The following is a 19791-nucleotide window of genomic DNA, read 5'->3' on the forward strand; positions in this document are numbered from 1 at the left end:
AATCCGCCTAGGATGAGGACATGCCCATTGGAGCGGAAGCAACCGGAATTGCCAACATCGCTATGGACGGGACCGTCTTGGACACCTGGTACCCGAGTCCAGCGCTTATCGACGCCACACCGTCCGAGCCACCCGCCCCCGCGAGCACCGAGCGCGTCAGCGCGAACGAGCTGTCCGACCGGTTCCTCAACCTCGTCGGCCTGGACCGCGACCGGCTGGTGGAGCTCGTCCCGGTGCGCACCCGCATCCCGGACCTGTCACAGCCACCGGTGGACGCGCACGACGTCTACCTGCGGCTGCACCTACTCTCCCACCGCCTGGTCAAGCCGCTCGAGTTGAACATGGAGGACTGCCTCAGCCACCTCGTGCCCGTGGTGTGGACCAACAAGGGCCCGTGCCTGACGGACAACTTCGAGTTCATCCGCACCAACCTGCGCTCCCGCGGCACGATCCATGTCTGGGGCATCGAGCGAGTGCCGCGCATGGTGGACTACGTCGTTCCCTCGGGTGTGTCCATCGCGCAGGCCGAGCGCGTCCGCCTCGGCGCCTACCTCGCGCCGGGCACGTCGGTTCTGCGCGAGGGCTACGTCTCCTTTAACGCGGGCACGCTCGGCCCCTCGCGGGTGGAGGGGCGCCTGTCCTCGTCCGTGGTGGTCGGCGAGGGCGCGGACCTGGCGTTGTCATCCGTGCTCATGGCGTCGCGCGCCACGCAACGCACCCGCGGCCCAATGCGGGTGGGCAAGCACTGCACGATGCACCCCTCAGCCGGCGTGTTCGGCGTGGACCTGGGCGATAACTGCACCGTCGGCGTCAACGTCATGATCGAGCCGGAATCAGTGGTGTACGACGCCCGCCTGGACCGCGAGATCCCCGCCAAAGAGATCGCCGGGCAGGACGACTTGCTCATCCGGCGCGAGGCGATGAGCAATTGTCCGGTTGTGAGGGATCAGGGAAGCGTCGATTAGCATTCAAGCCCCCAGCTGGGACGATGCGAGCCTTATTGGCCCGCGTCGCGGTGTCAACGATTAGAGTAAGACCATGTCTTCTCAGGATTCCCCTGGCAGCGCGTCGGTCATCGCACCGACTTCTGCCTCCGTCTCGCTTGAGCGTGGCCTCAAAACCCGCCACCTGACCATGATGGGGCTCGGTTCCGCAATCGGCGCCGGGCTCTTCCTCGGTACCGGCGTGGGCATCGCCGCTGCCGGGCCGGCGGTGATCATCGCCTACCTCATCGCCGGCGCGATCACCGTGTGCATCATGCAGATGCTTGCAGAGATGGTGGCGGCGCGGCCGTCCTCCGGCACCTTTTCCACCTACGCGGAGCAGGCGCTCGGCCCCTGGGCCGGGTTTGCCATCGGCTGGCTGTACTGGTTCATGATGATCATGATCATGGCCGTGGAAATCACCGGCGCCTCCGCCATCATCGCCGCCTGGTTTGGCATCTCGCCGTGGATCCCGGCGCTCGTGGCCATCGTGGTGTTTACCGTGATCAACTTCGCCGCGGTGAAGAATTTCGGGGAATTCGAGTTCTGGTTCGCCCTCATCAAGGTCTCCGTCATCATCGCGTTCCTGATCCTGGGCGTGGCACTGTGGCTCGGTCTGCTGCCCGGCACCAGTTTCGTCGGCAAAAGCAACATCGCCGAGGTCGGGTTCATGCCCAACGGCTGGGGCGGCGTGGCCACCGCCATGCTCGCCGTCGCATTCGCCTTCGGCGGCATCGAGCTGGTCACCATCGCCGCCGCCGAGTCGGAAGACCCCGAGGTGGCGGTCCACGCCGCGATCCGCTCCATCATCTGGCGCATCGGGTTCTTCTACATCGGCTCGGTCCTCCTCATCGTCATGCTGCTGCCATTCGGGCAGATCGGCGGAGCCAAGGACGCCTCCGAGTCCCCCTTCACCGCCGTCCTCCACCTGGCCAACGTCCCGGGCGCGGTGGGCATCATGGAGGCCGTCATCGTGGTCGCGCTCCTGTCGGCGTGCAACACGCAGATCTACGGCTCCTCCCGCTTCCTGCACAACCTGGCGCTGCGCGGCGACGCCCCGCAGATGTTTGCCACCACGGACACGCGCGGGGTGCCCATGCGCGCGGTCATCGTCTCCGTCTGCTTCGGGTTCGGCGCCGTCGCCCTGCAGTACTGGAACCCGCCGGGGCTGCTCGCGTTCCTGCTCAACGCGGTCGGCGGCTGCCTGATCGTGATCTGGTTTGCCATCAGCTTCTCCTTCCTGCGCCTCCACCCGCGACTCGTGGCCACGGGCGAGATCACGCAGGTGCGCATGTGGGCGCCGTCCGTGCTGCCCTGGGCGACCATCGCGCTCGCTGCAGCGCTCGTCGTCCTCATGCTCACCACACCCGACGGGCGCACGCAGCTACTCGCGGTGGCCGTCGTCGTCGGCGTGGCCGCCATTGCAGGTGTGCTGTGGACGCGCACCGACTCCTTCCGCATCAACGCCGCGAAGGCGGCCGAAAGGAACATCCGATGAGCAGCACCACAGGAACCGGCCCCGATCACAACCCTGAGCAGGGCACTGAGCTTGGCTCCGGCCTGAAGTCCCGCCACCTCACCCTGATGGGGCTGGGCATGGCGGTCGGCGCCGGCCTCTTCCTGGGCGTCGGCGAGGGCATCCGCGCCGCCGGCCCCGCCATCCTGATCGCCTACTTCATCGCGGGCCTCATCGTGGTCGCCGTGATGCGCATGCTCGGCGAGATGGCGGCGTCGCGCCCCTCCTCCGGCTCGTTTGCCACATACGGGCGCCAGGCGTTCGGCCACTGGGCGGGGTTCCTGCTCGGCTGGCTGTACTGGTTCCTGCTCATCATGGTCGGCGGCGCGGAAATCACCGGCGCCGCCGCGATAATGGGCGGCTGGTTCGGCGTCCCCCAGTGGATCCCCGCGCTCGTCGCGGTGGTGTTCTTCGCCGTGGTCAACCTGGCGCAGGTCAAGGGCTTCGGCGAGTTTGAGTACTGGTTTGCCATGATCAAAATCGTCGTGATCATCGGCTTCCTCGTCATCGGCGCCGCCCTTTTCCTGGGCATCCTCCCCGGCCACGACTTTGTGGGCCTGACCAATATTCAGGAATCCGGCTTCGCCCCGAACGGCATCCCGGGGATCGCGGCCGGGCTGCTGGCCGTCGCGTTTGCGTTCGGCGGTATTGAGGTGGTCACCATCGCAGCCGCCGAGTCCGAGAACCCAGCGCAGGCCGTGAAGAACGCGGTCAACTCCATCATCTGGCGCATCGCGCTGTTCTACGTCGGCTCCGTCGTGGTCATCATACTCCTGCTGCCCTACGCGCAGATCGACGCCGCCGACTCCGCCGCGGACTCCCCGTTCACGCAGGTGCTGTCCATGGCCAACGTGCCGGGCGTCGTCGGGTTCATGGAGGTCGTCATCGTCCTCGCGCTGCTCTCCGCGTTCAACGCGCAGATCTTCGGCACCTCGCGCCTTGCCTACCAGCAGGCACTCGAGGGGGATGCGCCCGCGTGGCTCGCCAAGACCAATGCCAACGGCGTGCCCACGAACTCGGTCATCGTTTCCGTCGTCTTCGCGTTCGCCGCGGTCGGTCTGCAGTGGTGGAACCCGCCGGGGCTGCTCAGCTTCCTCATGAACGCGGTCGGCGGCTGCCTCATCGTCACCTGGATCATGATCACGCTAAGCTACATCCGCCTGCGCCCGCAGATGCGCGCCGGCTCCGGCCACGCCGCCGTCGAGGTCCAGGGGGGCATGATCGTCCCGTGGGCCACCTTCGTCGCCCTCCTTCTGCTCGTGGCCCTCATGCTTATCGACGCCACCGCCCGCGGCCAAGTCCTCGCCGTCCTCATCGTTTCCGCAGCGCTCGTTGTCGCGTCACTGTTTACCAAGCGCCGGTCTGCGGCAATCCGGGGCGCATCGGGGACAACCGGGCAGAATGATCTAAGCTAGCTGTCATGACTTCAGCGATTGCCCGTGGAATTGCCACGGTGACCCATGATGGCACTGTCCTCGACGTCTGGTACCCCGCCCCCAAGCTGGGCGAGCCCGTGACGGAAACCGGCACCACCCGCCTGGAGGAGGAAGACCCGCGCTTCTCCCACCTGGTCGGCCCCGACGAGGACCGCGGCGTGGCACGCGTCCCCGTCGAGACCCAGATCGCTGACATCAACGAGCCGGCGATCGACGCCTACGATGTCTACCTCCGCCTGCACCTGCTCTCCCACCGCCTGGTCAAGCCGCACGGCGCGAACATGGACGGCGTGTTCGGTCTGCTCGCCAACGTGGTGTGGACCAACTACGGCCCCTGCGAGGTCTCCGACTTCCAGATGACCCGCGGCCGCCTCGCCGCCCGCGGCCCCGTCATCGTCTACTCCGTGGACAAGTTCCCCCGCATGGTCGACTACGTGGTGCCCTCCGGCGTACGCATCGGCGACGCCGACCGCATCCGCCTCGGCGCCCACCTCGCCGAGGGCACCACCGTGATGCACGAGGGCTTTGTCAACTTCAACGCCGGCACGCTCGGCGCCTCCATGGTCGAGGGCCGCATCTCCGCGGGCGTGACCGTGGGCGACGGCACCGACATCGGCGGCGGCGCCTCCATCATGGGCACGCTGTCCGGCGGCGGCAAGGAAACCATCACGCTCGGCCAGCGCTGCCTCCTCGGCGCGAACGCGGGCATCGGCATCTCGCTTGGCGACGACTGCGTGGTCGAAGCCGGCCTCTACGTCACCGCCGGCGCCAAGGTCGTGCTCACCGCCGAGGTTGCCGACGCGCTCGGCAAGGAAGCAGGCGCCACCATCAAGGCGCTCGAGCTCTCCGGCGCCAACGGCCTGCAGTTCCGCCGCAACTCCACCTCCGGAGCCATCGAGGTCGTTGCCGCAAAGGGCATCGAGCTCAACGAGGCGCTGCACGCCAACTAGGCGCTCTGCCCCCCATCACTCCCCACCTGGCCTGCTCGGGCTGGTGGGGAGTTTCTTACGTCTCCTCCCCCTCGTGCGGAGCCGACGGCTTCGGCTTCGCAAACGCCCAGAATTTGTTGATGATGAAGTTGACGGGGGTGGCGATGATCGTCGATAAGCCTTGGGCCCAGTACGACTTGGTGCGCAGTCCGGAGGAATCGTCGAAGATGTGGTCCGGCAGCGCGATTGGCGAGGTCGGGTTCATAAACAGCGTCATGAACGTCAGCGAGACAAGGAAGGCGATCGCGCCCGTGGCGAGGAACGGGAAGAAGCCCGCGAACCAGTTGCGCTGCTCGATCTTGCGGAACGTCCAGGAGCGGTTGAGCTGGTAGTTCCAGACGTTGGCGATGACGAACGCCAGCGTGGAGAGTAGGTGGTACCAGCGGATGTTGAACCGGGTGCCCGGGATGCTCATGAGCGCGTCGGCCTCGTGAAGGTCCAGCCCTGCCTCGAGCGACTTCTTCGCCACGTAAAAGACGGCGAGATTGACCACCACGCCGGAGCCGCCGACGAGGCCGAACTTGATAAATTCGCGCAGACCGTTCGCCATACGCTCGGTGGTTGCTGAGCTGCTCACGCTACCCGCGCCTCCTTCTTCCTGCCGGGACGTTGTCCTGCGCCGTCTCCAGCGCCACCGCGCCGATCGCCGGCGCCCGGCAGCGCGAAACGGCCACGTGCTAACCCATATAGCTTAGTACGTGGCCGTATTGAGAAGAAAAACGCGCGCGGTGGATACGCAGTGTTTACGCCGCGGTGAGTCGCTGCGCGGCGGCGGCGATGCGCTCGTCCGTCGCGGTGAGGCCGATGCGGACGTGGGCCCCACCGGCCGGTCCGTAGAAGTCGCCGGGCGCCGCCAGGATGCCACGCTCCGCGAGCCAGTCCAGCGTTTCGCGGGCCTCCATCCCGTCGCGGCGCGACCACAGGTACAGGCCGGCCTCGGAGTGGTCGACGGTAAAGCCGGCCTTGAGCAGCGCGGCCATGAGCGTAGCGCGTCGCTTGGCGTAGGTCGAGGCCTGGAGTTCCTCGTGGGTGTCGTCGATAAGCGCGGCGCGCATGGCGTGCTGAATCGGGCCCGGCACCATGAGCCCGGAGTGCTTGCGCACAAACAGGAGCTCCTGGACCAAGTCTGTGTCACCCGCGATCCAGCCAGCGCGGTAGGAGGCCAGGTTGGAGGTCTTGGACAGCGAGTGCAGTGCCAGCAGGTTGGTCATGTCCTCGCCGCATACGCGCGGGTCGAGGATGCTCACCGGCTCAGCAGACCACGGCAGGCCCAGGTAGCACTCGTCGGACGCAATGATCGCGCCGGTATCGCGCGAAAACTCAACCCACTCGCGCATCTCGGACTCGCTGAGCACACGCCCCGAGGGGTTCGACGGCGAGTTAATAAACACCAGCGCGGCGCCCTCGACGGGTGCGTCGGAACGCACGGGCTCAGCGCCGGCGAGCAGCGCGCCGACTTCGTACGTCGGGTACGCGAGCTCCGGGATGACCACCTTCTGCCCCTGCAGGCCAAGCAGCGTGGGCAGCCACGCGATGGCTTCCTTGGTGCCAATCACCGGCAGGACGGAGCGCTCATCCAACCCGGTGACGGCGAAGCGGCGCGCCATCGCGCCCACGATCGCCTCGCGCAGCTCCGGGAGCCCAACGGTTTGCGGGTACCCCGGCTCCGCCGCGTGCTCGACGAGCGCCAGCTGGATGGACGGCGCGACCTGGTCGACGGGGGTGCCCACGGAGAGGTCGACGATGCCGTCCGGGTGGGCAGCCGCCTTCGCCTTCGCTTCCGCGATGGTGTCCCACGGGAACTCGGGCAGGCGCTGACCAAGGGGCTGACGCTTGGGTGTAACCGGCATACGCCTAGTCCTGGTTCTGGGGCGGCAGTGCCTCTACAAACGGGTGGTCGTAGCCGGTCGGGCCGGTCTTCGCAGCGCCGCCCGGGGAGCCGAGCTTGTCAAAGAAGCCGACGTTGGCGTCGTAGTACTCCGCCCACTCGTCCGGGGTGTCGTCCTCGTAGAAGATGGCCTCGACGGGGCAAGCCGGCTCGCACGCGCCGCAGTCAACGCACTCGTCCGGGTGGATGTAGAGCATGCGCTTGCCTTCATAGATGCAGTCGACGGGGCACTCCTCGACGCAGCTGCGGTCCAGCACGTCCACGCATGGTTGAGCAATCACGTAAGTCATGCCGTCCAGTATGTCACTTCGCTCGGAGCATCGGGAAAACGCCACCCAAAATTCCGGCGAACAGCAGGAGCAACGTCAGAATATTATCCGGCACAAGCTGCGGGCCGCCAGCTGGAAGCACGAACATGAGGGCGTAGAACCCGCCCAGCCACACCGCCAGGGGTACGAAGGCGATCCACGCTCCACCGCGCGCCCACAACCGGGCGGTCCTGGTCAGCACCACATTGAACGCGAGCGCCACCAGCACCGTCGCGGGCACGGGGACGCTGCCCACGCGCGCGCCAAGGTAGACCACCTCAAGCAGCAGTGACCCCAGCGCGCCGATGCCCAGCCACACCATCGCGGCGACGACCTCGCCGCGCGAGTAGTCCGTGCGCACGGCCGGCTCCGTCACCGAGCCAGACCCCCGAGCACCCCGTCCTCCGGGCGCTCAATCGGCACGCCCGCGCCAAGCTGGAAGTGCTCGTACGGCTGAATCGGCTGCACGATGAGGTTGGACAACGCGTAGTACACCACCGGCCCCTGCCCCACGACCGAGTGCGGGTTGGTGGCGCTGGTGCGCCCGTCCGCGATCCACAGCTGGGTGGCGTGCGCGCGCATCGCCGCCACCTTCGCGCTGTACGCGGTGTGGGAAAGCCGCACCGCGACGTCGGAATGCGCAACGCCGTCGAGCTCGCCGTCCTCCGGCAGCCGCCAGCCTTCCGGAGCCTCGGCGGGAAGCAGCGCGTTGGTCTCCTCCGCCAGCCGCACTGCCCACAGGATGCGCGGCACGCCAACCTGCTCGGCGGCCGCGTGCGCAATCTCGTGCGCGCGGATGTGGTCGGGGTGCCCGTACCCACCGTCCGGTCCGTAGGTCAGCACCAGGTGCGGCCGCTCGGCCTCGAGCAGGGCAGCAAGCTTATCGACGCTCCCCTGCCCCCCATGCACAAACGCCCGCGGATTCTCGTGCGCCTTGGACCCGGCCATCCCGCTGTCCCGGTAGCAGCCCGCGCCGCCGAGGAACGCGCCGCGCACGCCCATCGCTGCGAGCGACTCCTGCAGCTCCCGGATCCGGAAGCCCCCGAGCTGGTCGGCGTGGTCGACGGTGAGCTGCTGGTAGGGCTCGCCGATGACCTCGCCTTCCTCCCCCAGCGTGCAGGTCACCACAAGCACGTCCGCCCCGCGGGCCGCCAGGTCCGCGAGCGTGCCGCCCATCGTGATCGCCTCGTCGTCCGGGTGTGCGTGGACCGCCACCACGCGGTAGCCGGCGAGGTCCCTGTTGGTGGTGTGCATTGTCTACTCCTTGCGTTGAATTGGTTTGGGCGGCGTGCGCTGCTCGGCTGCTACTCAGTGCCGGTGAGCGTCCACTGCGCGGCGCTCGACAGGCCTTGGTTCCATCGTTGCAGGTCCGCGTCGGGGCCGTCGATTGTAGTCCCGAGCGCCAGGATGCGGCGCTCCCGCACCACCGGCACCCAGAGCACCTCCTGCTGCTCGATGGCGGCGACGCGCCGCGCCGCCTCGCCTTGGCCCACCTCGCCGGAAAGGATGGCGCTGGCCAGTAGCTGGTTTTCCTGCGTGCACAGCCCGGAAACGTTCTCCTCCAGGTACTTGCCTGTCGGGCAGGCCACGCGCCCGGCCAGCTGGGTGGTGGTCCCCGCGTCGTACCGCCACCCCACCAGCACGTCAACGTTGCCCTCGGGCATGCTGCTGGACAGCAGCGACGCGGTATCGGTGGACACGACGCTCGCGCGCACTCCGTGGCCGTTGAGGATGTCCGCGAGCGAGCGCGCCGCGGCGGACGCGGCCGTGTCGGAGGCGTCCACGCCGATGCGCAGCGGCCGGTACTTCTCCACGAACTGTTGCAGCCGCACAGGCTCGCCTTCCAGGGGCGGGGTAGGCTCGGCTGGGTCCAGGTCCGCGGAGCGGCCGGCGCTGATGGGGGCGAGCAGTGGAACGTCGATAAGCGAGCGAAGCTCCTCGCGCATCCCGCGGGACAGGCCCGAGGTCACTGACACGTTCACGCCCAGCGTGCGCGGGGTGCTGATCAGGCGCGTCTGCGTTGATGGCAGCAGGTCGAGCACTCGCGACGACGTCTCTTGCGGCGTCTTGTCCAGGAACGCGAGCTGGCCCGCGCGCAGCTGGTCCGCAACCTGGGTGGTCGTGCGCACCTCCTGGAGGTTGATGATGTCAATCTGCGCGGGCGACTCGCCCCAAAACCTGTCGTTGCGGTTGAGCGTGACCGTGCCGCGGCCGCGGTCCACCTCACGCACCATGTAGCGGCCGGCCGACGCCGGGATCGTGTCGTGCAGCGCCGCGCGGAAGTCCGACGCGTCCGCCGCGAAGAGGTGTGCGGGAAGCAGGTGCTGGAACAGACTCTGCCACTGCCGGACCGGGCGGGCGAAGTCCACGTCGACGACCTTGCCGCCGTCGCCGCTGACGCGCACGCCCACCACCGCGTCGTACCCCTCCGCGTCGATCGCGCCCGGGGTGTGCGACATCCCGCGCCACAGGTAGGCGAAGTCAGCGCCGGTAATCGGCGTGCCGTCGGACCACTGCGCCTCCGGCGCGATGACGTAGCGCACCGTCATGGCGTAACTCGAGGTGGGCAGCCGCGTCGCCGCGACGAGCAGCTCGTCGTTGCGGACGCCGTCCACAAACGCGCTGGGCAGCACGAGGTTGGCAATGCTGCGCACCATCGCGGACTCGTCGGCGCGCAGGTGCGGGTTCAGGCCGTTGCGCAGCGTGTCCGTGCCGACCGTGATCTGGGTCCGCTCGGGGCCTTGCGTGGGTTTGCTTGTCGACGTCTCCTCGTCCGGCTCCGCGGCGCTGTCACCAGCATCGTTGGCGCTGGTGTCGCCGCCGGGGGCGTCCTGCACCTCGGCGGGGTCCACCAGTGGCGGCGGACTTGGGTTGGCGGCGCACCCGGCACTCCCCGCGAGCAGCAGCGCTGCGCCGAACGCGGCACACCACCTGCGTGCGGGGTCGTGCATGGGGAGACCGCTTACTTGTTCTTTGCCTTCGCGCGGGAACGTGCGCGGCCGCGCTCGGTGGCGTCGAGGATGATCTTGCGCACGCGCATGGCCTCCGGGGCAACCTCGACGCACTCGTCGTCGTCACAAAACTCGATGGCCTCGTCCAGGGACAGGGTGCGCGCCTTCGCCAGGGTGACGGTCGCGTCCGCGGTGGCGGAGCGCATGTTGGTCAGCTTCTTTTCCTTGGTGATGTTGACGTCCATGTCCTCGTCGCGGTTGTTCGCGCCGACGACCATGCCCTCGTACGCCTCGGCACCCGGCTCGACGAAGAAGTCGCCACGGTCTGCGAGGTTCTGCAGCGCGTACGCGGTGACCTGGCCGGAGCGGTCGGCCACGAGCGAGCCGGTCGGGCGGCCCTTGATCTCGCCGGCCCACTGGCGGTGCTCGATGGAGTACGAGTTGGCAATGCCAGCGCCGCGGGTCTCGGTGAGGAAGGTGGTGCGGAAGCCGATGAGGCCGCGCGACGGCACGTCAAACTCCATGCGGACCCAGTCGCCGGAACCGGCGTTGCCCATGGTGGTCATCTGGCCCTTGCGGTTGGCCATGAGCTGGGTGACGGCACCCTGGTGCTCGGACGGGACGTCAATGATCATGTGGTCGTACGGCTCGTAGGTCTTGCCGTCGACCTCCTTGGTCACCACCTGCGGCTTGCCCACGGTGAGCTCGAAGCCCTCCCGGCGCATCGTCTCAATGAGCACAGTCAGCGCCATCTCACCGCGGCCCTGGACCTCCCACGCATCCGGGCGCTCGGTCGGCAGCACCTTGATGGAGACGTTACCGATGAGCTCCTGGTCCAGTCGGGCTTTGACCATACGCGCGGTGAGCTTGTCGCCGCCGTTACGGCCGGCCATCGGGGAGGTGTTCACGCCGATGGTCATGGAGATCGCGGGGTCGTCGATCTTGATGCGCGGCAGCGGCTCGACGTGCTCCGGGTGGCAGAGCGTGTCGCCGATCATGATCTCGTCGATACCGGAGACTGCGGCGATGTCGCCGGCGACCACGTCGTCGGTCGCCGGGACGCGGTCGAGCCCCTCGGTGACCAGCAGCTCGGCGATCTTCACGTTCTTCACGTGCTGCTCGCCCTCGGCGTCGTAGTGGACCCACGCGACGGTGTCGCCCTTCTTCACGGTGCCCTTGTACACGCGGATCAGCGCGATACGGCCAAGGAAGGAGGAGGAGTCCAGGTTGGTCACCTGGGCCTGCAGCGGCGCGTCGATCTCAGCGGACGGCTCCGGCAGGGTGTCGTAAATGACGTCGAAGAGCGGCTGGAGGTCCTCATTCTCCGGGACATTGCCGTTGCCCGGGTTCTCCAGCGACGCGCGGCCCTCGCGGCCGGAGGCGTAGAGCACCGGCAGCTCGAGCAGGTTCTCGGCGGCCTCTGCGGCCTCCGGGTCTTCCAGGGACGCGCCGAGCTCGAGGAGAAGGTCCTGTGCTTCCTCCACGACTTCGTCGATACGCGCGTCCGGGCGGTCGGTCTTGTTCACGCAGATGATCACCGGCTTCTTGGCCTCGAGGGCCTTGCCAAGCACGAAGCGGGTCTGCGGGAGGGGGCCCTCGGAGGCGTCGATAAGCAGCACCACGCCGTCCACCATGGACAGGCCGCGCTCGACCTCGCCGCCGAAGTCGGCGTGGCCCGGGGTGTCGATAACGTTGATGACCAGGTCGCGGCCGTCCTTGCCCTTGCCCTTACGGCGAATCGCCGTGTTCTTGGCCAGGATGGTGATGCCACGCTCGGATTCAAGCTCGCCGGAGTCCATCACACGGTCGCCGTGCTCGCCGTGGTCGCCGAACACACCGGACTGCTCCAGCATGCCGTTCACCAGGGTGGTCTTGCCGTGGTCAACGTGGGCGACGATGGCGACGTTACGAAATTCAGGATGCGACACTGATCCGGTGCTCCTTATACATAGGCGGTAGAACGCTTAAACCTTACCCCTGCCGCGCCCAACTCGCACGTTTGGAGCATTTCGCTTATCGACGCCCCTCCACCCCACCTTGACAGTGTGACAAAAGTGACTACTGTTGCTGTAGTTGCGCAAGGTGCGGGTGTGTTGCGCGCGTTCGTGCGCGCCAGACCCCGCGTCGAGCCCCCAGCCCCGAGACCCCGAAGGAAGACGTCACCGCCGTGCGAACCACCGCCATCGCCGCTGCTAGCGCACTTGCCGCCGCCACGCTCGCCGTCGCCCCGGCCGCGCACGCCGCTCCCTCCGCGGGGCCCGTCACCGTCGGCTCCACGACGTCCTCCAACCCGCTCGACACGCTGGGCCGCCCGAACGACGAGACCATTGCGCGCGTCGAGGCGTTTGCCAGCCAGCCGTTCGTCCCCGCTGACGCGGCCAACCTGCTGCGCACCGCCCTCGCCTTCTACGCCGGGCAAGGCGAGCTCGGCGGCCCCGAGCTGCCGCAGGACGCGCCCGCGTTCACGCAGTTCGCCTGGCCGACCGTCTCCTCCAACTGCATCGGCCCTGGTATGCACTCCACTGCTTCCGCGCTCGTGGTCCCCGGCCCCGCCACGAGCCCCCAGCCTGGCGCCGCCGCGGGCGAGGCCACATTCGTCTTCACGGCGCTCGGCACGCCGGCGGCAGCGCAGGACCAGGGCCTCATGAATGCGTACTGGATCAACCTGGACAATTTCCGCACCGGTGTAACGCCGTTGGGCAACCACGGGATAAACCCGACAGGACCGACCACCTTGTCCGGCACCGCCGCGACAGGCGCCGGCCGCGTCCTGGCAGTCATTGACGGCAGTGCCCGCACCGCCGACAACGTCTGCAAGTTCGCCCCCACCGCAGCTAGTTTCCACGTGAGGTAGTAACCATGAGCGCCGACCTTCACCCCGTGAAGCAGGAAAGCTTCGACACCACGTCGAACACCAACACCGACCCGAAGGGCTTCCTCCGCGAGGTGGACACGTACAAGGTGACGGACTTCGGCCTCTACATGGCCCGCGGCGCGAACCACCCCCGCTTCGGCTACCTGGAGAGCTGGCTGCTGCCCGAGCTTGGTCTGCGCGCCAACATCTTCCACTTCCGCGAGGGCGCGGAGAAGGAGCAAGACTTCTACTTCGACGTCGCGGACATTGACGTTGACGGCGACGTCTGGCGCACCCGCGACCTCTACGTCGACCTTGTGTCGCTGACCGGCAACCCGATCGACGTCGTGGACATCGACGAGCTCGCCGCCGCCTGCTCCGCCGGCCTCATCACCGCCGAAGAAGCCGAAAAGGCGATCGACGTCACCCTTCGCGCGGTCGAGGGCATCACTCGCCACGACGACGACGCGATGGAGTGGCTCCGCGCCCTCGGCATCGAGCTCACCTGGGCCGACGAGGTCGAGCTCACACCGGCCGGCTAAACGCGCCGCACCTCCACGTCCACCGGAATGCAGGCGAGCTGCGACTCCTGCGCGGCCCACATGTCCCAATACTCGGCGTAGTGCGGGTCCCGCTCCAGGGCCCGCCGCTTGCGCAAGTTCTCGTCGGCGCTCACCCGCAGCGTGTCCACGCTGCCCCGCGCCCGGGCCTTGCCTATCGACGCCCACGTGACCGCCCCCACCCCCTCCACAATCACATCCGCGCGCGGGTCAAGGGGCACCCACTCCCCCCGCCTGTCGCGCTCCCAGTCCCACCGCCAGTATCCGGGCGCGACCGGGTCGAGCACGTCGCGGGCCACCATCGCCGCCCCCTCCGCGAGGCCCGACCAGCCGGGATAAAAGTCGTCCAGGTGCACCACGCGGATGCCGAGCGCGGCGCCAATCTGGTTGGCCAGCGAGGTCTTTCCGGCGCCGGAGGGGCCGTCGATAAGCAGCGTGTACGGCACTTAGCCCACCGCCCACACCGGGCGAAACTCCCCCGTCGCCCAAGCCGCGCCGAGCGCGACGGCAGCGAGCGCCACGCACACCGCGAGCACCACCCAGTCGCGAGCATGCATCTTCGACTCTCGAGCCCACGTGCGCGTCCCCGACCGCCCAAACGCACGCGCCTCCATGGCGGTGGCGAGCTTGCCGGCGCGGCGCAACGACATCACGAGCAAGCCGAAGGCCAGCGAAAACGCGTAACGAACCCGGTTCATGTCCGCGATCCCGCGCGAGCGCCGCGCGCGTCGCATCGCCTCCACGTCCTCGCGCAGCAGCGTGAGCATCCGCAGCGCAGCGACCGACCCCAGCACGAACCGCGCGGGCAGGCGCAGCACCTGGGCCAGCCCGTCGCCGAGATCCGTCGGGTCCACGTCGGCCGAGAGCACCACCACTGGCAGCGCCACCGCCAGCACGCGCAACGTAATCGCCCACGCCAGCGACACCGACAGCTCCGAGACCTGGATTAGCCCGTAGTCCAGGTAGACCTCGCCGCCCGACTGGCCGTACAGCGCCATCGGGATGCCGGCGAGCGGCGCCAGCAACAGAAGCGGCCAGGCGCGGCGCACGAACCTGCCGTAGCCCACCCCGCACAGCGGCGCGAGCAGGAGCGTCGCCACGATGGCGACGGTCGCGGAGACCCAGTCGATGCTCACCAACAGCGGCGTTGTCAGCAGCGCAAGGCCCAGGATGCGTGTGACCGGGTTCATCCCCTCGAGCAGGTTCACGATGCAGTCTCCAACCGGATGATGTGGTCGCCGAGCGAGTCGATGAACACCTCGTCGTGCGTAATCGACACCACCGTCACACCCACCTCGGTGAGCTCGCGGATTAGGCGCGCCAGCTCGGTGAAGGTGCGGTCGTCTTGGCCGAACGTGGGCTCGTCGAAAAGCACGAGGCTCGGCGCGTTGACCAGCGCGGTCGCGACCGACAGCCGGCGCTTCTCCCCACCCGAGAGGGTGAACGGGTTCGCGCCGACGAGGTGCGAAAGGCGCAGCCTCCGCAGCAGTTCGTCGATGCGTTCCTGCGTCGCGCCGGACAGCGCCATCTCCTCGCGCACCGTCGAGGTGACAAATTGGTGCTCCGGTTCCTGGAAGACGAAGCCGATGCGCTCGGCAAGCTGCGCCGACTTCCACCGGATCGCGGGCGTGGTCAGCCCGCGGGTGATCGAGTCCGCGTAGGCGATCTCGCCAGCCTTCGGCGCGTCCAGGCCCGCCAGCACGTGCGCGAGCGTCGTCTTGCCCGCGCCGTTCGGCCCCGTGATCACGGTCGACGCACCCTCGGGGATGGTCAGGTCGCGCGGCGGCCCCACGCGCGTTTGCACACCGCGCGTCGTCAGCGCCGCGGGGGTTCCGCTCGGCACACCGCGCGCAGGCGGCAGCTGCGGGGCGCCGGGCAGCTTCTCGACGCCCACCTCATCCACCCCCTCCGCGCCCAGCCGCACCGCGCGCGTCGCCAGGTGGGCCCACGGACGCGGGCGGTGCTCCACGACGATGAGCGTGGCGCCGGTGTCGTTGCACACGCGCTCCACCGCCGCGATGACCTCGTCGCGGCCCGCGGGGTCCAGGTTGGCGGTCGGCTCGTCGAGGATGAGGATGTCCGCCCCCATCGCGAGCACGCCGGCGAGCGCGAGCCGCTGCTTCTGCCCGCCGGAGAGGTGCGCGGTGTTGTGATCCAGCGGCACGTCGAGGCCCACGGCGTCGAGGGAGGCGCGCACGCGCTGCCAGATCTCCTCGCGTGGCACGCCGAGGTTCTCCGCGCCGAAGGCGACGTCGTCGCCCACGCGGGTGAGGATGGTCTGCGCCTCCGGGTCCTGCATCACCATGCCGACCGTGCCGTCGACGCTGAGCGTGCCGGTGCTGTGGCCGTCCTCGTCGTCGCCGCCCGCCAGACCGGCGAGCACGGCAAGCAGCGTGGACTTCCCGGAGCCGGAATCGCCGGTGAGGATGACGCGCTCACCGCGCTCGACGCACAGGTCCACGCCGGTAAACGCGGGCTCGGCGCGGGTGGCGTACTGGTAGCTCAGGCCCTCGGCCAGGATCGCGGGCATCTAGCGGCCCGGGTTCGGCGTGCCTGCCTGTGCGCGCAGCCGTTCACGGCCCGCGCCGAAGCGATCCAGCGCGCCGGTCTTCGCCAGCGCCTTGACCAGGACAAAGCCGAGCAGGCCCGCGAGCACCGCGCCGGAGATGGCCGTGCACACGAGGTAAATCAAGTTGTAGCTCAGGCTCATCGCCAGGTTCCCGGAGGTGAACAGCTCGAGCACGAACGCGCCCACGCCCGCACCGATGCCGGAGAGCACCGCGACGTCCAGCGAGAAGCGCTTGTACATAAAGATGAGGAAGATGAGCTCCGCGCCGAGGCCCTGGGCCAGGCCGGAGTAAACGGTCTCGATCGCCCACTGGCTGCCCAGCAGCGCGGAGACCGACGCCGCGAGCACCTCCACGAACACGGCCGCGCCCGGCTTGCGGATGATAAGCCCGCCCAGCACGCCGCCGATCAGCCAGATGCCAGTGAACAGGCCGCCGAGGCCGGGGGTGACGGCGTCGATAGCCTTGTAGCCCGCGTAACCCACGCCGTTCCACAGCACGAACAGCAGGCCGCAGGCCACGCCGAGGACGGCGGCGGTGACAATGTCGATCACGCGCCAGGAGTTGGATTTCGGTGCCGCAGTCATGCGAATCTTCCTTCCTTATCGCCGGTATTACCCGGATCAGGTTCGACGGTTTACCGCGTATCGCGGAATCTCAGCCAGGCGCGCGCCCAGCTCCCGTGTAGTGCATCATTAGCGTACCCGAGCGCAACGGGGCCGCCGGAACCGCCCGATTCGTGCGGAGTCGGCGGGGGCAGGTGATCGTCGATAAGCTTGGAGCGCTGTCAACAGAAAGGTAAGAATATGGCTGGTGGACTCCTCGCGCTGCTTGACGACGTCGCGCTGATCGCACGCACCGCCGCGGCATCAACAGACGACGTGGCCGCGATGACCGCGAAAACCTCGAGCAAGGCGGTCGGCGTCATCATCGACGACGCCGCCGTGACCCCGCAGTACGTCTCCGGCGTCACGCCCGCGCGCGAGCTGCCAATGATCTGGAAGATCACCAAGGGCTCGCTGCGCAACAAGCTGCTCATCATCCTGCCGATCGCGCTGCTGCTCAACGCGGTCGCGCCGTGGGCGCTCGTGCCGCTGCTCATGGTCGGCGGCACCTACCTCTGCTTCGAGGGCGCCGAAAAGATCGTGCACAAGCTCACCGCCGACGACAAGGCCGAGCAGGAGCGCGCCGCGAACAAGTCGGCTGCGGACGAAGACTCGCTGGTGAAGTCCGCCATTACGACAGACCTCATCCTCAGCGCCGAGATCATGATCATCTCGCTCGATGAGGTTGCCGACCAGCCCATCTGGATGGAAGCCGCCGTCCTCATCGCGGTGGGCATCTTCCTCACCGTGCTGGTCTACGGTGCCGTTGCGCTGCTGGTGAAAGTCGACGACATCGGCCACGGCATGATCGAACGCGGCCGCACGCCAGGACTCGGCCGCGCGCTGGTCAAGGGCATGCCGTACGTGCTCACCGCAATCGGCGTCATCGGCACCGTCGCCATGCTGTGGGTCGGCGGCCACCTCATCATCCGCGGCTTCCACGAGGTCTTCGGCTGGCACTGGCCGCACGACCTCATCGAGCGCGGCGTCGAGGCCGTGGGCGGCGGCGCGCTCGGCTGGCTCGTCGACACCGGCATCTCCCTGGTCACCGGCCTCATCGTGGGTCTCATCGTGCTGGCCATTGTCTCCGGCGTGAAGAAGGTGCTGCCGTCTCGCGACAAGGAAGCGGGGCACCAGGCCGCGTAGTGTGTCGGAGCGCCTAAAGTAAACGGCAACGAACGACACAAGCCGAAGGAGGCCAAGGCCGTGGGACTCCAGCGCTACCCCCTCTCCCCCGCTATCTGGGGCGCGGGCGAAGAGATCCGGCTCACCCACGTGGTGCAGGCCGCGCTCTTCACCGACTTCGAAGCCAACCGCGCCACCTCGTACATCGACGTCGACCTCGAGGCGAACCCCCTGACCGGGTCGTGGCGCGTCCGCTACAACGGCGCGGTGATCGGCACCGTCCCCGCCGAGGACCGCGCCCGCTTCCCCGACATCGAGCGCGTGCACAAGTCGCTGCTCCGCCCGGGCACGACCGCAGAGCTGCGGTTCAACGCCGCCACCGGCCAGTTCGACGTGGCCGTGATCCTGCCTCCCACCCAGCTCGCCGTGCCACGCAACGACACCCCGGCCGGCGCGTGGGTCCTCCCGCCCGGCGACATGATGGTCATCGACACCGCCGCGGGCGAGTTCTCCGCCGAGGAGCTGGAGATGCTCTCCCCCGGCCAGTGGCTCGTGGCCCTGCACCGCATCGCCGACACCGTCGTCGCGGTCTACGACGGCCGCGTGCTCGGCGGCTTCACCGGCGACGACGCGCTCGACCTCGTCGAGTTCGTCGAAGAGGCCACGGCCCTCGGCGCCCCAGAGGTCTACGCCAGGACAGTGCTTATCGACGCCATGGCCGCCCTCGACGTCGCCTCACCGGGCGAAGGGCCCGTACTCGTCCCCGCGCTGAGCGTCCCCGACACGCGCCCGCGCCGCCCCTGGTCCGTGGTCGACTTCCCCGACGGCTCGTGGGCTGTCACCGTGGAGCACGACTACGCGACGGACCCAGACGAGGAGGTCAAGCCACTGCACACGGCGCGCTACGTCTCGCTCACCGGCGGCGACCGTCCGGCCGAGATGGCCGCGCCGACGGAGATTTTCGGCATCGTCGACGACACTCCCGCCCCCGACCCGGAACCAGCACCAGCGCCAGCACCAGCACCAGCACCGGACCCCACGCCAACCGAATCGTTCGCGGACCTGCACAGCGCGCGCCTCGCGGGGTTCGCGCCCCAGCACTCTTGGAGCGGCGCGGGTGACTATCTCACCGAAGTGGAGAAGGTGCAGCTGCGCCGCCAACAGCGCGCACAGGCAGCGTCGGGTCTCGAGGCCGAGGGGCACCACCGCGCCCCCGACCGCACGCTGCAGCATTTCATAGCAGAGCGCGACGGAGTCACGCCGGCCGACTAGGCGGGCGTGTGTCAGATGTGGGCGAGGCGTTGTTCGCGTCTGTCGGGGTCGGCGTGGTCGACCCCGCCGGGTATTCGATACCCACTCGGGCTCTGCCAGGTAACGCGCCCGCGGTGCCGGTGCATCCGGCCGCGGGATGGCCTGCCGTTTTGCCGATTATGGTAGGTGCACAACCAACACAGGTTCCCAATCTCGGTGCTTCCCCCGTCAGCCCACTCGGTGAGGTGGTGCGCCTCGGAGACATCCGCCGGCTGGTGGCAATCCGCCCAGGCGCATGTCGGCCCGTCCGCACTCATCAACAGCCGCAGCTCCCGGGTCGCCCGCCTCGGGTTGGCCGGGTCATCCCCGGCAAGGGTGGTCGCATACAGGTTGACCGGCCCGTCAGTCGGCGAGATCAGCGCGATGTAGCCCGCCTTGTCGAGCTTCCGGTTGACCAACTCGGCACCGTCAAGCCACTCGCCGTTAGTCAGCTGCACTTGGATCTCGGCGGCGTTGTCGGGGTGGGTGCGCCAGGCGGCGAACTCGCCGATGTCCATGTTGAGCACCGTGGTCACCGCAGGTGCGGCAGCACGGGCGGTGGCATCACCGGTCAGCCACGCTGCCGGGTCGGGGCGTGCTGCGTGGTAGGCGGCGAGCACGTCGCTGGTGCGCCCCGTGACGTGCAGGGTGGACAGTCCCTTGTCGTGGTAGGTGATGCTTGCTTTCGGCGCCCGCGGAGTAGGCGGGGCGAGTTTCTT

20 protein-coding genes and 1 riboswitch are annotated in these 19791 nt (G+C 68.4%); of the genes, 8 read left to right on the plus strand and 12 right to left on the minus strand.

The features are described from left to right. Positions 1 to 20 precede the first annotated feature (20 nt). The 4 genes from FPP74_RS03035 to dapD all read left to right on the plus strand — a co-directional run bounded on the left by FPP74_RS03035 (position 21) and on the right by dapD (position 4885). On the plus strand, positions 21 to 965 hold the full coding sequence (locus FPP74_RS03035) for a succinyltransferase (RefSeq protein ID WP_122084792.1): 945 nt from the start codon (positions 21 to 23) through the stop codon (positions 963 to 965). 109 nt (positions 966 to 1074) lie between these two features. Next, complete coding sequence (locus FPP74_RS03040) at positions 1075 to 2481, plus strand: amino acid permease (protein ID WP_370511786.1); 1407 nt, start codon at positions 1075 to 1077, stop codon at positions 2479 to 2481. Then, positions 2478 to 3914, plus strand: a complete 1437-nt coding sequence (locus tag FPP74_RS03045; protein WP_255456046.1) for an amino acid permease — start codon at positions 2478 to 2480, stop codon at positions 3912 to 3914. Before FPP74_RS03040 ends, FPP74_RS03045 begins: the two co-directional genes overlap by 4 nt. A gap of 5 nt (positions 3915 to 3919) precedes the next feature. Next, positions 3920 to 4885, plus strand: a complete 966-nt coding sequence (gene dapD / locus FPP74_RS03050) for a 2,3,4,5-tetrahydropyridine-2,6-dicarboxylate N-succinyltransferase (protein ID WP_144717113.1) — start codon at positions 3920 to 3922, stop codon at positions 4883 to 4885. Positions 4886 to 4940: 55 nt separating this feature from the next. Here the strand turns inward: dapD and FPP74_RS03055 are convergent, their stop codons facing one another. The 7 genes from FPP74_RS03055 to typA form a co-directional block, all read right to left on the minus strand. Then, the gene (locus FPP74_RS03055; protein WP_144717135.1) at positions 4941 to 5474 is read right to left on the minus strand and encodes a GtrA family protein; all 534 of its coding nucleotides are present in this window, start codon (positions 5472 to 5474) and stop codon (positions 4941 to 4943) included. A gap of 193 nt (positions 5475 to 5667) precedes the next feature. Further along, positions 5668 to 6774, minus strand: coding sequence for a succinyldiaminopimelate transaminase (gene dapC, locus FPP74_RS03060; RefSeq protein ID WP_144717114.1), 1107 nt, complete (start codon positions 6772 to 6774; stop codon positions 5668 to 5670). 4 nt (positions 6775 to 6778) lie between these two features. Further along, complete coding sequence (gene fdxA, locus FPP74_RS03065; protein WP_095535127.1) at positions 6779 to 7102, minus strand: ferredoxin; 324 nt, start codon at positions 7100 to 7102, stop codon at positions 6779 to 6781. A 13-nt stretch (positions 7103 to 7115) separates the two neighbouring features. Continuing rightward, positions 7116 to 7481: a hypothetical protein gene (locus FPP74_RS03070; RefSeq protein WP_144717115.1), complete on the minus strand. Its 366-nt coding sequence runs from the start codon at positions 7479 to 7481 to the stop codon at positions 7116 to 7118. Positions 7482 to 7492: 11 nt separating this feature from the next. Beyond that, on the minus strand, positions 7493 to 8374 hold the full coding sequence (mshB, locus tag FPP74_RS03075; protein WP_144717116.1) for an N-acetyl-1-D-myo-inositol-2-amino-2-deoxy-alpha-D-glucopyranoside deacetylase: 882 nt from the start codon (positions 8372 to 8374) through the stop codon (positions 7493 to 7495). A 50-nt stretch (positions 8375 to 8424) separates the two neighbouring features. Continuing rightward, on the minus strand, positions 8425 to 10071 hold the full coding sequence (locus FPP74_RS03080) for an ABC transporter family substrate-binding protein (protein WP_144717117.1): 1647 nt from the start codon (positions 10069 to 10071) through the stop codon (positions 8425 to 8427). Between the two features lie 11 nt (positions 10072 to 10082). Continuing rightward, positions 10083 to 11999 carry a translational GTPase TypA gene (gene typA, locus FPP74_RS03085; protein WP_144717118.1) on the minus strand — a complete coding sequence of 639 codons (1917 nt, stop codon included), beginning with the start codon at positions 11997 to 11999 and terminating at the stop codon, positions 10083 to 10085. Between the two features lie 239 nt (positions 12000 to 12238). On the opposite strand from typA, the gene FPP74_RS03090 reads away from it, so the two are divergent. Together FPP74_RS03090 and FPP74_RS03095 are read left to right on the plus strand one after the other, a co-directional pair. Next, entirely contained in the window at positions 12239 to 12925 is a 687-nt protein-coding gene (locus FPP74_RS03090) for a hypothetical protein (protein WP_095275816.1), read from the plus strand. A gap of 5 nt (positions 12926 to 12930) precedes the next feature. Next, entirely contained in the window at positions 12931 to 13467 is a 537-nt protein-coding gene (locus FPP74_RS03095) for a DUF402 domain-containing protein (RefSeq protein WP_095275813.1), read from the plus strand. On the opposite strand, the gene FPP74_RS03100 is transcribed toward FPP74_RS03095, so the two are convergent. The 4 genes from FPP74_RS03100 to FPP74_RS03115 all read right to left on the minus strand — a co-directional run bounded on the left by FPP74_RS03100 (position 13464) and on the right by FPP74_RS03115 (position 16639). Continuing rightward, complete coding sequence (locus FPP74_RS03100) at positions 13464 to 13931, minus strand: hypothetical protein (RefSeq protein WP_144717119.1); 468 nt, start codon at positions 13929 to 13931, stop codon at positions 13464 to 13466. The two genes, FPP74_RS03095 and FPP74_RS03100, sit on opposite strands and share 4 nt — an antisense overlap. Next, complete coding sequence (locus tag FPP74_RS03105; protein ID WP_095553150.1) at positions 13932 to 14693, minus strand: energy-coupling factor transporter transmembrane protein EcfT; 762 nt, start codon at positions 14691 to 14693, stop codon at positions 13932 to 13934. Continuing rightward, entirely contained in the window at positions 14690 to 16015 is a 1326-nt protein-coding gene (locus FPP74_RS03110) for an ABC transporter ATP-binding protein (RefSeq protein WP_144717120.1), read from the minus strand. Before FPP74_RS03110 ends, FPP74_RS03105 begins: the two co-directional genes overlap by 4 nt. Continuing rightward, positions 16016 to 16639 carry an ECF transporter S component gene (locus FPP74_RS03115; RefSeq protein WP_095535184.1) on the minus strand — a complete coding sequence of 208 codons (624 nt, stop codon included), beginning with the start codon at positions 16637 to 16639 and terminating at the stop codon, positions 16016 to 16018. It abuts the gene before it with no gap. Then, positions 16634 to 16745, minus strand: a riboswitch (TPP riboswitch). (Overlaps the previous gene by 6 nt.) 113 nt (positions 16746 to 16858) lie before the next feature. On the opposite strand from FPP74_RS03115, the gene FPP74_RS03120 reads away from it, so the two are divergent. Next, on the plus strand, positions 16859 to 17803 hold the full coding sequence (locus FPP74_RS03120; protein ID WP_095546220.1) for a DUF808 domain-containing protein: 945 nt from the start codon (positions 16859 to 16861) through the stop codon (positions 17801 to 17803). A gap of 60 nt (positions 17804 to 17863) precedes the next feature. Next, positions 17864 to 19054 carry a hypothetical protein gene (locus tag FPP74_RS03125; protein WP_144717121.1) on the plus strand — a complete coding sequence of 397 codons (1191 nt, stop codon included), beginning with the start codon at positions 17864 to 17866 and terminating at the stop codon, positions 19052 to 19054. A gap of 11 nt (positions 19055 to 19065) precedes the next feature. Here FPP74_RS03125 and FPP74_RS12155 read toward each other — a convergent pair. Next, on the minus strand, positions 19066 to 19791 hold a 726-nt coding region (locus tag FPP74_RS12155; RefSeq protein ID WP_186439368.1), incomplete at its 5' end, for an HNH endonuclease.

Source organism: Corynebacterium sp. NML180780 (assembly GCF_007786415.1).
Lineage (GTDB): Bacteria > Actinomycetota > Actinomycetes > Mycobacteriales > Mycobacteriaceae > Corynebacterium > Corynebacterium gottingense.

Excerpts from the sequence above, each read along its gene's own strand:
- FPP74_RS03035 (WP_122084792.1), top strand. The coding sequence starts at position 21 with ATGCCCATTGGAGCGGAAGCAACCGGAATTGCCAACATCGCTATGGAC.
- FPP74_RS03045 (WP_255456046.1), top strand. The coding sequence starts at position 2,478 with ATGAGCAGCACCACAGGAACCGGCCCCGATCACAACCCTGAGCAGGGC.
- dapD (WP_144717113.1), top strand. The coding sequence starts at position 3,920 with ATGACTTCAGCGATTGCCCGTGGAATTGCCACGGTGACCCATGATGGC.
- FPP74_RS03055 (WP_144717135.1), bottom strand. The coding sequence starts at position 5,474 with ATGGCGAACGGTCTGCGCGAATTTATCAAGTTCGGCCTCGTCGGCGGC.
- dapC (WP_144717114.1), bottom strand. The coding sequence starts at position 6,774 with ATGCCGGTTACACCCAAGCGTCAGCCCCTTGGTCAGCGCCTGCCCGAG.
- fdxA (WP_095535127.1), bottom strand. The coding sequence starts at position 7,102 with ATGACTTACGTGATTGCTCAACCATGCGTGGACGTGCTGGACCGCAGC.
- mshB (WP_144717116.1), bottom strand. The coding sequence starts at position 8,374 with ATGCACACCACCAACAGGGACCTCGCCGGCTACCGCGTGGTGGCGGTC.
- FPP74_RS03080 (WP_144717117.1), bottom strand. The coding sequence starts at position 10,071 with ATGCACGACCCCGCACGCAGGTGGTGTGCCGCGTTCGGCGCAGCGCTG.
- FPP74_RS03095 (WP_095275813.1), top strand. The coding sequence starts at position 12,931 with ATGAGCGCCGACCTTCACCCCGTGAAGCAGGAAAGCTTCGACACCACG.
- FPP74_RS03110 (WP_144717120.1), bottom strand. The coding sequence starts at position 16,015 with ATGCCCGCGATCCTGGCCGAGGGCCTGAGCTACCAGTACGCCACCCGC.
- FPP74_RS03115 (WP_095535184.1), bottom strand. The coding sequence starts at position 16,639 with ATGACTGCGGCACCGAAATCCAACTCCTGGCGCGTGATCGACATTGTC.
- FPP74_RS03120 (WP_095546220.1), top strand. The coding sequence starts at position 16,859 with ATGGCTGGTGGACTCCTCGCGCTGCTTGACGACGTCGCGCTGATCGCA.